Raw genomic sequence first — 13,421 nt, 5'->3', positions numbered from 1 at the left:
GTGAGAGCCAGCCTGCTGGCGATGAGTCCATCACAGGCTCGGCAGAACCTTCGCCGCAACCAGCTCGTTCAAACACCGCGAAGCCAACAACTCACTCGCAGCATTGATGTCCGGCGCAAAGAACCGGTCCTTCTCATAAAACGGCACTTCCTTGCGCAGAATGGCCCGAGCCTGTTCCAGCTTTGCCGAGGTCTTCAGACCATTACGCAAATCCAGCCCCTGCACCGCCGCCAGCCATTCCACCGCGAGAATCCCGCGAGTGTTCTCGGCCATTTCCCACAGGCGCTTGCCGGCCGCAGGTGCCATTGAAACGTGGTCTTCCTGGTTGGCCGAAGTCGGCAGGCTGTCCACCGAATGCGGGTGGGACAACGCCTTGTTCTCACTGGCCAGTGCGGCAGCGGTCACCTGAGCGATCATGAAACCGGAGTTCACGCCGCCATTGGCCACGAGAAACGGCGGCAGTTGCGACATGTGCTTGTCCATCATCAGCGAGATGCGGCGTTCGCTCAGCGAGCCGATTTCAGCGATAGCCAGGGCCATGTTGTCAGCGGCCATGGCCACGGGTTCGGCGTGGAAGTTACCGCCGGAAATCACATCGCCTTCAGCGGCAAACACCAGCGGATTATCGGAGACGGCGTTGGCTTCAACCGCCAGCACTTCAGCAGCCTGACGGAACTGGGTCAGACAGGCGCCCATGACTTGTGGCTGGCAGCGCAGGGAGTATGGATCCTGGACCTTGTCGCAATTCTGGTGCGAGTCGGAAACTTCGCTGCGCTCACCCAGCAAATCGCGGTAAGCAGCGGCCGCATCGATCTGGCCTTTCTGCCCGCGAGCCGCGTGGATGCGCGCATCGAACGGCGAGCGCGAACCGAGCACGGCTTCAACCGTCAGAGCGCCCAGTGCGATGGCGCCCGCGAACAAATCTTCGCCTTCAAACAAACCACGCAACGCAAAAGCAGTAGAAACCTGAGTGCCGTTGAGCAGCGCCAGACCTTCCTTAGCCGCCAGCGTCAGCGGCGTCAGGCCGGCGACTTTCAGCGCTTCGGTGGCTTCCATCCACTCGCCCTTGTAACGCGCCTTGCCTTCGCCCAGCAGCACCAGCGACATGTGCGCCAATGGAGCCAGATCGCCGGAAGCACCGACCGAACCTTTCAACGGAATGTGCGGATAAACCTCGGCATTGATCAGCGCAATCAGCGCATCGATCACAACGCGACGGATCCCGGAAAAACCACGGCTGAGGCTGTTGACCTTGAGCACCATCACCAGCCGCACCAGCGCATCGCTGATCGGCGCGCCGACGCCGGCAGCGTGGGACAACACCAGCGAGCGCTGGAGGTTTTCCAGGTCTTCGCTGGCGATGCGGGTCGAGGCCAGCAGGCCGAAACCGGTGTTGATGCCGTAGGCGGTGCGGTTTTCGGCGAGGATCTGCTCGACACAGGCGACGCTGGCTTCGATCTGCTGTGATGCGCTGTCGTCGAGGGTCAGCTTGACCGGGTTCTGATACACGTCACGCAGTTGGGCCAGGCTCAGTTGGCCGGGAATCAGGTTCAGCGCAGTCATTTTGTGCTCCTTTTGAGAGTTTATTGTTAACTCGCCAGACGCTCCGGAGATGTCCGTTGTCCGTCGCGTCTGCCCTTTTGGGGAGCCGCGCCTTGGCACGCTGGCGTAGGTAGATTTTCAGTGCAGATTCGGTAGTACGTTGTGCAGCAAATTCGAGTCTTTCAGAACGCTTGCAGCGGCAGCGATATCCGGCGCCAGCCAGCGATCCTGATCATAAGCCGGGACCTTTTCGCGCAGCAGTCGCCACGCAACATCGGTGCCCGCGCCGAAACGCTGTTCCTTGAGGAATTCAAACGCCTGCGCCGCCAGCAGATATTCGATGGCGAGGATTTGCGTGCAGTTTTCCAGGGCGCGATGCAGCTTGAGTGCGGCGTTGGTGCCCATGCTCAAGTGGTCTTCCTGCAAACCCGAAGTGATGTAGTTGTCGAGCACAGCCGGTTGTGCCAATTGGCGGTTTTCCGCACACAGTGACGCGGCGACGTATTGCACGATCATCATCCCGGAGTTCACCCCCGGATTGGCCACCAGAAATGCCGGCAGACCGCTGACGTGCGGATTCACCAGGCGATCGAGACGACGCTCGGCAATCGAGCCGATTTCAGCCATGGCAATTGCCAGCAAATCTGCCGCCATTGCTACTGATTGACCGTGTGGATTGGCTTGCGACATGACGCGGAATTCGTCCGGTGTGCCCAGCAGCAGCGGGTTGTCGGTGCAGCCGTTGAGCTCGGTTTCGATCTGTTTGATCGCGTGCTCCAGTTGATCGCGCGCGGCGCCGTGCACCTGCGGAATCGAACGGATGCTCAGCGCGTCCTGAGTGCGAATGCCTTTGCTCGATGCGATCACTTCACTGCCGTCGAGCAATGCACGCAGATTGACGCCAACCTGCTGCATCCCCGGATGCGGTTTCAGCGCGATGATTTCGGCATCGAACGCGGCGATCTGCCCGCGCTGCGCTTCGAAACTCATGGCGCCGATCACGTCGGCCCATTGCAGCAGACGGGTGGCGTCGGCGATGGCCAGGCAGCTGAGGCCGGTCATGCACGGCGTGCCGTTGACCAGACACAAACCGTCCTTCGCGCCGAGTTGCACCGGTTGCAGGCCCTCCTCGGCCAGCGCTTGTTGAGCAGAGGTGATTTGCCCGCGATAGCTGACATTACCAACGCCCAGCAGTGCAATGCCGATGTGCGCCATGTGGGTCAGATAACCCACCGAGCCTTGCGACGGCACCTGCGGCGTGATGCCGCGATTGAGCAGCGCCAGCAGCCCTTCGACCACCCGGCGATGGATGCCGGATTTGCCGTGGCTGTAGTTGTGAATCGCGGCGCAGATGATCGCGCGCGTTTGTTCGTCGGCCAAAACCGGGCCGACGCCGCAGGCATGGCTGAGCAGGGTGTTACGCGACAACTGGCTGAGCTGTTCGTCTTTCAGCGAGACGTTGGACAACCCGCCCAGGCCGGTGTTGACGCCATAAGCACGCTCGCCGCTGGCGACGATGCGCTGGACGATGCCTTGCGCGTTTTCGATGCGCGCCCACGTGTCGCTCGACAGCTCGAGTGGCGCGCCGTGACGGGCAACGGCGACTACGTCTTGCCAGCGCAGATGGGCGCCGGTGATCACGATTTTTTCAGCCTGGGACATCTGAAGCCTCATACCAATTTTGTTGACTATAGAAACCCTGTGGCGAGGGGATTTATCCCCGATGGGTGGCGAAGCCGCCCCAAAATCGTCCGAAGAGGTCTGTCTGACAGACCGCATTGGTTGAATTTACGACTGCTACGCAGCCGATCGGGGATAAATCCCCTCGCCACAGGGGCAGTCCAGATTCAGACAACCGCAGCCCGCCGCTGCACGAACCGGTCGACATACTCATCCGCCGGCGAATGCAGGATCTCGCGTGGCGTACCGACCTGAATCAGCTTGCCGTCCTTGAGAATCGCAATGCGATTGCCGATACGCACCGCCTCGTCGAGGTCGTGGGTGATGAAGACGATGGTCTTGTGCAGGGTCTTTTGCAGCTCCAGCAACTGGTCCTGCATCTCGGCGCGGATCAGCGGATCCAGCGCACTGAACGCTTCGTCCATCAGGATGATGTCAGTGTCCGCCGCCAAGGCGCGGGCCAGGCCCACACGCTGACGCATGCCGCCGGAGAGCTGGTGCGGGTATTTGTTTTCGTAGCCCTTGAGGCCCACGGTGTTGATCCAGTGCAACGCCCGCTCGGCGCACAGTTGCTTGCTCTCGCCGCGCACTTTGAGGCCGTAGGCGACGTTGTCGAGCACGGTCTTGTGCGGCAGCAGGCCGAAGCTCTGGAAGACCATGCTGATCTTGTGCCGGCGAAATTCGCGCAGGGCTTGCATGTCGTATTGCAGGATGTCCACGCCGTCCACCAGGATCGCGCCGCTGGTCGGGTCGATCAGGCGATTGAAGTGGCGCACCAGCGTCGACTTGCCGGAACCGGACAGGCCCATGATCACGAAAATCTCGCCGGTGCCGATGCTCAGCGACAGGTCGTTGACCCCGACCACGCAGCCGGTTTCGCTCAGCACCTGATCCTTGGTCTTGCCCTGGCCAACCATGGCCAAGGCGTCCTTGGCGCGGTTGCCGAAAATCTTGAAGACGTTTTTGACTTCAATCTTGCTCACGGTTGCGTTGCTCATTTGCTCACCTCATGCCGTGGCCGACCGTACGCCTGAGTAATGCGGTCGATGACCACTGCGAGAATCACGATCGCCAGACCGGCCTCAAGCCCGCGTCCGACGTTGAGGGTCTGAATCCCCACCAGCACGTCTTCACCCAAGCCACGGGCGCCGATCATCGAGGCGATGACCACCATCGACAGGGCCATCATCGTGGTCTGGTTGATCCCGGCCATGATGCTTGGCAGGGCCAGCGGCAGTTGCACGCCGAACAGTTGCTGCCAGCGGTTGGCGCCGAACGCGTTGATCGCCTCCATGACTTCGCCGTCGACCTGGCGAATGCCCAGATCGGTCAGGCGAATCAGCGGCGGTGCGGCGTAGATCACGGTGGCGAAAATCGCCGGGACCTTGCCCAGACCGAACAGCATCAGCACCGGGATCAGGTACACGAAACTCGGCATGGTCTGCATGATGTCGAGCAGCGGCATCAGTACTGAACGCAGGCGATTGCTGCGCGCCGAGAGAATCCCCAGCGGAATGCCGATCAGCACCGATATGATCGTCGCCACCATCATCAGCGCCAGCGTCTGCATGAGTTTGTCCCACAGGCCGACAGCGCCTACGAGAAACAACAGACCGACGATCACCGCCGTGGTCACGACTTTGCGCGTTGCATGCCAGGCGACGACACCGACGATCGCCAGCATCAGCCACCACGGTGCAGCACGCAGCAGGCCTTCGAGATTGACGATGGCCCACAGCAGGGTGTCCGAGATCTGGCGGAACACATCACCGTAGTTGGTGACTAGCGAATCGACCCAACCGTTGACCCAGTCGGCGATGGAAAAGGTAAAGCTTTCGGGAAACATAAGCGGCTCTCAATCAGAAATCTCAATCAAGCGATGACGGCATATCTCCCGGCCAGCCTCACGGTTGACCGGGAGGTAGCGACCTACAGCGCCGCGTCGATTTTCTTGGCGGCGTCTTCACTGACCCACGCGTGCCAGACCTCAGGATGTTCCTTGAGGAAGATTTTCGCCAGTTTTGGCGACTCGATACGTTCCTTCGCCATGCGTCCCAGATTCTGGTTCAGCAAATCGATCGGCAGGTTGACCTTTTCCAGCACCGCCACCAGTTCCGGGGCTTGTTCGTGGAAGGTCTTGGACAGGCCGACCTTGATCGTCACGGTCTTGTCGACGCCCGGTTTTTCTTCCAGTTTGACCAGATCGACCTGGCCCATCAGCGGGGTTGGCGACCAGTAGTAGAAGAGAATCGGCTCGCCACGTTTGTAGCTCGACAGCACCGCCGCATCCAGCGCCGGGCCGGTGCCTGGGCGGAAGTTGGTGTAGCTGTTTTCCAGGCCGTAGCTTTTCAGCATTTCGCTGTTGTCCAGCTCGCAGGTCCAGCCGGCCGGGCAGTTGTAGAAGCGGCCCTTGGCAGGTTCTTCAGCGTCTTTGAACACGGCGGAATACTTGGCCAGGTCAGCAATGTTTTTCAGGTCTGGCGCTTTCGGTTCAAGCTTGCGCTTGGCGTCGCCTTCGATCACATAACGCGGCACGTACCAGCCTTCGATAGCGCCCACGACAGGTGCGCCGACACCGACGACCTTGCCGGCCTTCTCGGCCTTGTTCCAGACTTCGCTGCGGCCGACCCACTCTTCGGCGAACACTTGGATGTCGTTGCTGCTCAGGGCGTTTTCCATGGTGATGGAGTTGCCCGGCAAGCTGTCGGTCTTGCAGTCGTAGCCTTTTTCCAGCACCACTTGCATGACGTCGGTCAGCAGCATGCCGCTTTCCCAGTTCAGGCCGGCGAACTTCACCGGTTTGCCTGACTCGCACCAACCGGCCGCCTGGGTGGCACCGGCACTGGCGAGCAGGCCCATGGAAAGCAATGTGGTCAGCAGGGTCTTGTTCGATTTCATTGTCGTGACGCTCCTAATCATGAATTGGGCTTACGGCAGTCAAGAGGCATCCAGCCCTGTCCACGTCCAATCAGGCCTGCGCCGCAACGCGGCTGGCCCCGCTTTTTTCAGGTTGTGCATCGCTGTCCTGCTCGGTCGGCAGAATCAGCTGATCAGGTACGGCGCTGTGCCATTTTTTCGCACAGACGTAATACACGGCGGCGGGCACCACCAGACCGATGATCCAGGAGATATCCACATCACCCAGCGCCGCCACCAAGGGACCTGTGTAGAACTTTGTGGAGATAAACGGCAACTGCACCAGTACACCGAACACGTAGACGCTGATACCGAGGATGTTCCAACGGCCATAGCGACCATTCGGATCGGCCAGCGCCGGCACGTCATAGCGCTCACGGGTGATGCAGTAGTAGTCGACCAGGTTGATCGCGCTCCAAGGCGTGAAGAAGGCGAGCAGGAACAGGATGAAAGACTTGAACGCGCCGAGGAACGAATGCTGTCCGAGCAATGCGATCAGGGTTGCCGCACCGACGATGAACAGCACGAATACCAGACGCTGCAAACGCGACACCTTCAGGTGGCCACGGAAACCGCTGATGATGGTCGCGATGCACATGAAGCTGCCGTAGGAGTTCAGCGTGGAGATGGTGACTTTGCCGAAGGCGATGCTGAAGTACAGCAGCGCAGCGGTGGCACCGGTACCGCCCAGTCCTACGATGTAAGCCACTTCATGGCCGGCGAATTGACCGTTGGCCGAAGCCGCAGCGAACACGCCGAGGATCATCGCCACTTGAGCGCCAATCACCGAGCCGGCGCCCGCGGCGAAGAAGGTTTTCACCGAGGAAGTGCTGCTCGGCAGGTAGCGCGAATAGTCAGCCACGTACGGGCCAAAAGCGATCTGCCAGGAAGCGGCGAGCGACACCGCCAGCAGGAAACTGCTCCAGCTGAAGTGGCGGATTTGCAGGAGTGCGCCGACGTCGGTCTGATTGATCAGACGCCAGAACAGGAAAACAAAAGCGATCACGCCGATGACGCTGGCGACACGGCCAATCCAGTGGATCACTCGATAACCGAGCACCGTGACCAAGACGATGACACTGGCAAAAATCAGGATGCCGACGCTGTCGCTGACACCAAACAACTGGCCCAGCGCCTGACCGGAAAGCACGGTTCCGGTGGCGGTAAAACCCAGGTACATCAAACACACCAGCACGATCGGGATGGCCGCGCCATACACACCAAACTGCACGCGGCTGGAAATCATCTGCGGCAGGCCCAGTTTCGGTCCTTGCGCAGCATGCAGCGCCATGACGCCACCGCCCAGTAGTTGACCGATCAGCAGACCGATCAACGACCAGAACACATCACCGCCCAGCACCACGGCCAGGGCCCCGGTGACAATCGCGGTGATTTGCAGGTTGGCCCCCATCCACAGGGTGAATTGGCTGAACAGACGACCGTGTCTTTCCGCTTCCGGGATGTAGTCGATCGAACGCCTTTCGATCAACGGTTTGTTGCCTGCACGATCGGTGTTAACAGCCATGATTCAACCTCTGTGGATTGTTCTGGATTTTGTTCTTGATGTTGGCCCTTGTAGGAGTGAGCCTGCTCGCGATGGCGGCGTACCAGTCAGCAAAAATGCTGAATGTGCCGTCCTCATCGCGAGCAGGCTCACTCCTACAGGGCAAGCATTACTTGCCGGTAATCATCGGCAGGTTCAGGCCCTGCTCCTTCGCGCAGTCGATAGCGATCTGGTAACCGGCATCGGCGTGACGCATGACACCGGTGGCCGGGTCGTTATGCAGCACGCGGGCTATTCGCTCGGCCGCTTCGTCGGTACCGTCGCAGACGATCACCATGCCCGAGTGCTGCGAGAAACCCATGCCGACGCCGCCGCCGTGGTGCAGGGAAACCCAGGTCGCGCCGCTCGCGGTGTTGAGCAGAGCGTTGAGCAGTGGCCAGTCGGACACAGCGTCGGAACCGTCCTGCATCGATTCGGTTTCGCGGTTCGGGCTGGCGACCGAGCCGGAATCGAGGTGGTCGCGACCGATCACGATAGGGGCGGACAATTCACCGCTACGGACCATTTCGTTGAAGGCCAGACCGAGCTTGGCGCGCAGACCCAGGCCAACCCAGCAGATACGGGCCGGCAGACCCTGGAAGCTGATGCGCTCGCGGGCCATGTCCAGCCAGTTGTGCAGGTGGGCGTCGTCCGGGATCAGCTCTTTGACCTTGGCGTCGGTTTTGTAGATGTCTTGCGGATCACCCGACAGCGCCGCCCAGCGGAACGGGCCGATGCCACGGCAGAACAGCGGACGGATGTAAGCCGGTACGAAACCCGGGAAGTCGAATGCGTTCTCAACGCCCTCTTCCTGAGCCATCTGACGGATGTTGTTGCCGTAGTCGAAGGTCGGAATGCCTTGCTTCTGGAACGCCAGCATCGCTTTGACGTGCACAGCCATCGACTGCTTGGCGGCTTTGATCACAGCGGCAGGTTCGGTCTTGGCGCGGGCGCGATATTCGTCCCAGGTCCAGCCGGCCGGCAGGTAACCGTTGAGTGGATCGTGGGCGCTGGTCTGGTCGGTGACCATGTCCGGGCGCACGCCGCGCTTGACCAGTTCCGGCAGAATTTCCGCCGCGTTGCCCAGCAGGGCGATGGAGATCGCTTTGCCTTCTTTGGTGTATTTGGCGATGCGCGTCAGCGCGTCGTCGAGGTCAGTGGCTTGCTCGTCGACGTAGCGGCTTTTCAGGCGGAAATCGATACTGACCTGCTGGCATTCGATGTTCAGCGAGCAAGCGCCGGCCAAAGTTGCCGCCAGCGGCTGAGCGCCGCCCATGCCACCCAGACCTGCGGTCAGGACCCACTTGCCGGTGAGATTGTCGTTGTAGTGCTGACGACCGGCCTCGACGAAGGTTTCGTAGGTGCCTTGAACGATGCCTTGGCTACCGATGTAGATCCAGCTGCCGGCAGTCATCTGGCCGTACATGGCCAGGCCTTTGGCGTCGAGTTCGTTGAAGTGTTCCCAGCTCGCCCAGTGCGGCACCAGGTTGGAGTTGGCGATCAGTACGCGCGGGGCGTTGCTGTGAGTCTTGAACACGCCGACCGGCTTGCCGGATTGCACCAGCAGGGTCTCGTCGTCATTCAGGTTGGTCAGGCTTTCAACGATCTTGTCGTAGCACTCCCAGTTACGGGCGGCGCGACCGATACCGCCATAAACCACCAGTTCCTTCGGGTTCTCGGCGACTTCCGGGTCGAGGTTGTTCATCAGCATGCGCAGCGGCGCTTCGGTCAGCCAGCTCTTGGCGGTCAGCTTGTTACCGCGGGCGGCACGGATTTCGACGTCACGATGCTTTGTAGGTTTCTGGGTATTGTCAGTCACGAAAAAGACTCCTCAGCGATCAATTCAAACCAACCCTGGCAGTGGGCAAGCAGCCTGTGCGCATCAATGCGCGACAAGCGAATCAGTGGACGCTGCGGAGAATCTCTAACGACTCATACGCATACGTCTTTACTTGTACATACAAGCATATGCAATCAAGCGGCCAACTTGGCAGTGGGGTGTTCAAGAAAAATCGCGGACACGGCTGGAGATCGCCTGAATCAAGGGTTCTGGCGATGATGAAATTTTTCGAGGGGATGGTTTGGGGAGGTAGAGAGATGTTACGCAAGTGGGGTTTTGCGCCACGCTGGGGCGTTCGGTAACAAGTTGGTGCGTGGTTGGGAACACCCCAAAAGCAAAAGATCGCAGCCTTCGGTAGCTCCTACAGTGGGATTGATGTACACCCTGCAGGAGCTGCCGAAGGCTGCGATCTTTTGACGTTATTTGAATCAGCGCGCAGCCAGTTCGATCACGCAGCACGAGGCATTCAAGGCGACTTCAACCAGCCCGCTGTTACCGTCCAATTGCAGGCAATCATGACGGCCAAGTTGTGCAGTCTTCTCACCGACCACAACTTCAAGCAACTCACTGACACTGAACACCAACACCGTGCCGGCCGAACTGAAAAACCGTTGCTCGCCATCCAGCCACTGCAACCGCGCGCTGTAACGCTGCGGCGCGTAGATCAGGTTGAAATCGCGAATCGCCCCACCGAGCAAGGTGCAGGACACTTTACTCTCGCCGCTGAATGCAAACGGGTCGAGCGGTAACAGTGTCCGAGTGTCGTCGCCGTCGACGCACAGGGTCATGCCGTCACCCTGCAACACGGTGATCACCCGCTGGTAGCCGGCAAAGCTCGAGAAACCGCCGGACTCGGCGATGTCGGCAATCGACAGGCGCCAGCCGAAACCGTCGAGGCCAGCGCCAGCGTCACGGGTGATTTCTTCAGTGCTGCCGCCGCCGTTTTTCCACGGCATGCGCGGATAGCCTTCGGCGCGTAAAACCTTCACTTCGCATTTCATTTATGAAAACGTCCTTCCAGACGATGACGGGAACCGGGGTGAATCAGGCGCGCAGCGGTCACCGGCTGACGCCCCGACCACGTGCGGCGGCGGATCAGCAGGCATGGCTCGCCTTTTTCGATCTGCAGCAACTTGCACTCGGACGCCTCCGCGAGAATCGCTTCGACCACATGCTCGCCCTCAGTCAGCGGCGCGACCTGGTTCAGATAGGCGTAAGGCGTTTGCAGGGTGAAATCCTGCTTGAGGTATTCCGGGGCGACCAGCGCGTTGACGAAACGGTCTTCGATTTGCACCGGAATGTCGTTTTCGTAATGCACGATCAGCGAGTGAAAAACCTTTTGCCCTTCGCGCATATCCAGCGCCAGCGCGCGCTCGGAACCGGCGGCCTCTTCTTCGAGGGTGATGACCTGGCAGGTATGGCGATGACCGCGGGAGGCGATCTCGTCGGCAATGTTGTGCACTTCAAACAGCGCGGACTGGCTCTTTGGCTCGGCGACGAAGGTGCCGACACCTTGCATGCGCACCAGCAGGCCATCGGCGGTCATCTCGCGCAGCGCGCGATTGATGGTCATGCGGCTGAAACCGAGCTGATTGACCAGTTCGCTTTCGGACGGCACGCGGTAATGCGGCGGCCAGTTTCCGCTGTCGATCTGCTGGGTGATCATTTGTTTGACGCGGGCGTACAAGGGCGCCGGACTGTCGCCCATGTTCGCGGCCAACGGGGAAACTGGAGGCGGAGTCGGCACGGTGGATCCTTGTTCGTCGGTAGAGGTTGCTAGCTTGCCGGAGTTTACCGGGCAGGCAAACGTCTGTATATGTATATACAAATAACACACGATGGGGTGCTGAACCATGTCCGCCTTCTTTGCCGAACGCGCGCTGCTGCCTAACGGATGGGCCAATAATGTACGTCTTGAGGTCAGCGCCGATGGCCTGCTGACCCAAATCCAGGCCGATTCCACCGCAGATGGCGCCGAACGGTTGAGCGGTCCGTTGCTGCCGGGAATGCCCAACCTGCACTCCCACGCTTTCCAGCGAGCGATGGCCGGGCTGGCCGAAGTGGCTGGTAACCCGAATGACAGTTTCTGGACCTGGCGCGATCTGATGTACCGCCTCGTCGGAAAAATCAGCCCGGATCAACTCGGCGTGATCGCCCGTCAGCTGTACATCGAAATGCTCAAGGCCGGTTACACCTCGGTGGCTGAATTTCACTATGTTCACCATGACAGCAATGGTCAGCCTTATGCCGATCCGGCGGAACTGGCGTTGCGTATCAGTCAGGCTGCCAGCGAAAGCGGCATCGGTTTGACCCTGCTGCCGGTGCTCTACAGCCACGCCGGTTTCGGCGGCCAGACGCCAAACGACGGCCAGCGCCGGTTTATCAACAGCACCGAAAACTACCTGAATCTGCAATCGCGTTTGCAGCCGTTGTTGGCGCAGCAAAAGGCGCAATCACTGGGTCTGTGTTTCCACTCGTTGCGCGCGGTGACCCCGCAGCAGATCAGCGAAGTACTGGCGGCCAGTGACAAGCATTGCCCGGTGCACATCCACATCGCCGAACAGCAGAAGGAAGTCGACGACTGCCTGAGCTGGAGCGGCCGTCGCCCGCTGCAATGGCTGTACGAAAACACAGAAGTCGATCAGCGCTGGTGCCTGGTCCACGCCACTCACGCCAACCCGGAAGAAGTCACGCTGATGGCCAAGAGTCGCGCCATCGCCGGCTTGTGCCTGACCACCGAAGCCAACCTCGGCGACGGGATTTTCCCGGCGGTGGATTTCCTCGCTCAGGGCGGGCGCATGGGTATCGGCTCTGACAGCCATGTGTCGCTTAGCGTGGTAGAGGAATTGCGTTGGCTGGAATACGGCCAGCGTTTGCGTGATCAGCGGCGAAACCGTTTGTATGGCGCGGATCAGCCGATGGTCGGGCGCACGTTATACGACGCGGCGCTGGATGGCGGCGCTCAGGCGTTGGGCCAACCGATTGGTGCGCTGGAAGTCGGCAAACGTGCGGACTGGATTGTGCTCGATGGCAACGACCCGTATCTGGCGACGGCGAGTGGGGACGGGATTTTGAATCGCTGGTTGTTTGCTGGCGGCGATCGTCAGGTGCGCGATGTGCTGGTCAATGGCCAGTGGGTGGTGCGTGATGGACGCCATGCGGCAGAAGAACAAAGCGCTCGCGCGTTTACCCAAGTCCTGCGCGAACTATTAGGTTAAGAAAAGCAAAAGATCGCAGCCTTCGGCAGCTCCTACAGGGAACACATCATTCCCCTGTAGGAGCTGCCGAAGGCTGCGATCTTTTCGCTATTAATTCGAGGTCTTGGCCATCTGCCGATCCGACGCTCGCCAGATCAACCGCGTGGTGTCGTAACCTTGCTGGCGGGCCTTGCTCAACAATTCTTCGCGCACCACACCGTTGACGGTCGGCGTGCGCGACAGCAGCCACAGGTACTTGCGACTCGGGTCGCCAACGATGGCGGTCTTGTAGTCGTCGCTGACGTACAGCACCCAATATTCGCCCTTCGCCACACCCGGAACCAGTCGCGAGAACCAGTTATCGAATTCGACCCACAACTTGTCGGTCTTGCCCGGCACCTGTGGATAAGCCGTGCCCTTGGCTTCTTCCCACTGCCAGTCCGGGGTCAGGCAGCGATTGAGCACCGCAACGTTACCGTCAGGCTTGAGGGTGTAACGGGCTTCGGATTGCGCGCAATGGCGCTGGAAGTACATCGGCAAACGCGCCAGCTCGTACCAGGTCCCCTGATAACGCTTGAGGTTGACGCTGTCGACGGTTTTCGGCGCCAACGGATCCACGCCGGAAGTGGCGCAGCCGGCCAGTACCAGGCCGGCAAAAAGGACAAACAATAACCGCTTCATTTTTCTTCTCCGTGGGCGCGAA

11 protein-coding genes are annotated in these 13,421 nt (G+C 60.2%); 1 reads left to right on the top strand and 10 read right to left on the bottom strand.

From position 1 onward, the window contains the following. Positions 1-30 precede the first annotated feature (30 nt). The 9 genes from hutH (ACA061_RS01720) to hutC all read right to left on the bottom strand — a co-directional run bounded on the left by hutH (ACA061_RS01720) (position 31) and on the right by hutC (position 11,229). Positions 31-1,563, bottom strand: coding sequence for a histidine ammonia-lyase (gene hutH, locus ACA061_RS01720; protein ID WP_150617473.1), 1,533 nt, complete (start codon positions 1,561-1,563; stop codon positions 31-33). A 117-nt stretch (positions 1,564-1,680) separates the two neighbouring features. Continuing rightward, positions 1,681-3,204: a histidine ammonia-lyase gene (gene hutH / locus ACA061_RS01715; protein ID WP_210554337.1), complete on the bottom strand. Its 1,524-nt coding sequence runs from the start codon at positions 3,202-3,204 to the stop codon at positions 1,681-1,683. A 185-nt stretch (positions 3,205-3,389) separates the two neighbouring features. Then, positions 3,390-4,220, bottom strand: a complete 831-nt coding sequence (locus ACA061_RS01710; RefSeq protein ID WP_150604000.1) for a quaternary amine ABC transporter ATP-binding protein — start codon at positions 4,218-4,220, stop codon at positions 3,390-3,392. Next, positions 4,217-5,068: an ABC transporter permease gene (locus ACA061_RS01705; protein ID WP_042557230.1), complete on the bottom strand. Its 852-nt coding sequence runs from the start codon at positions 5,066-5,068 to the stop codon at positions 4,217-4,219. Before ACA061_RS01705 ends, ACA061_RS01710 begins: the two co-directional genes overlap by 4 nt. Positions 5,069-5,151: 83 nt before the next feature. Then, positions 5,152-6,120 carry an ABC transporter substrate-binding protein gene (locus ACA061_RS01700; RefSeq protein WP_150604001.1) on the bottom strand — a complete coding sequence of 323 codons (969 nt, stop codon included), beginning with the start codon at positions 6,118-6,120 and terminating at the stop codon, positions 5,152-5,154. A gap of 70 nt (positions 6,121-6,190) precedes the next feature. Beyond that, positions 6,191-7,663 (bottom strand): purine-cytosine permease family protein, encoded by a 1,473-nt coding sequence (locus ACA061_RS01695; protein ID WP_150604002.1) that lies wholly within the window; start codon positions 7,661-7,663, stop codon positions 6,191-6,193. A gap of 148 nt (positions 7,664-7,811) precedes the next feature. Continuing rightward, entirely contained in the window at positions 7,812-9,500 is a 1,689-nt protein-coding gene (hutU, locus tag ACA061_RS01690) for a urocanate hydratase (protein WP_497300450.1), read from the bottom strand. Positions 9,501-9,949: 449 nt separating this feature from the next. Continuing rightward, complete coding sequence (locus tag ACA061_RS01685) at positions 9,950-10,522, bottom strand: HutD/Ves family protein (RefSeq protein ID WP_497300449.1); 573 nt, start codon at positions 10,520-10,522, stop codon at positions 9,950-9,952. Further along, positions 10,519-11,229: a histidine utilization transcriptional repressor HutC gene (gene hutC / locus ACA061_RS01680; protein WP_181818442.1), complete on the bottom strand. Its 711-nt coding sequence runs from the start codon at positions 11,227-11,229 to the stop codon at positions 10,519-10,521. Before hutC ends, ACA061_RS01685 begins: the two co-directional genes overlap by 4 nt. A gap of 145 nt (positions 11,230-11,374) precedes the next feature. Between hutC and ACA061_RS01675 the strand changes: the two genes are divergently transcribed. Next, positions 11,375-12,739 (top strand): formimidoylglutamate deiminase, encoded by a 1,365-nt coding sequence (locus ACA061_RS01675; RefSeq protein WP_150604005.1) that lies wholly within the window; start codon positions 11,375-11,377, stop codon positions 12,737-12,739. Between the two features lie 90 nt (positions 12,740-12,829). Here the strand turns inward: ACA061_RS01675 and ACA061_RS01670 are convergent, their stop codons facing one another. Further along, the gene (locus tag ACA061_RS01670) at positions 12,830-13,399 is read right to left on the bottom strand and encodes a lipocalin family protein (RefSeq protein WP_150604006.1); all 570 of its coding nucleotides are present in this window, start codon (positions 13,397-13,399) and stop codon (positions 12,830-12,832) included. Positions 13,400-13,421 lie beyond the last annotated feature (22 nt).

The sequence above is a fragment of the Pseudomonas sp. LBUM1668 genome (genome assembly GCF_059695715.1).
Note: the sequence above shows the minus strand (reverse complement) of the source record. Positions and strands in the feature narration are given on the sequence as shown.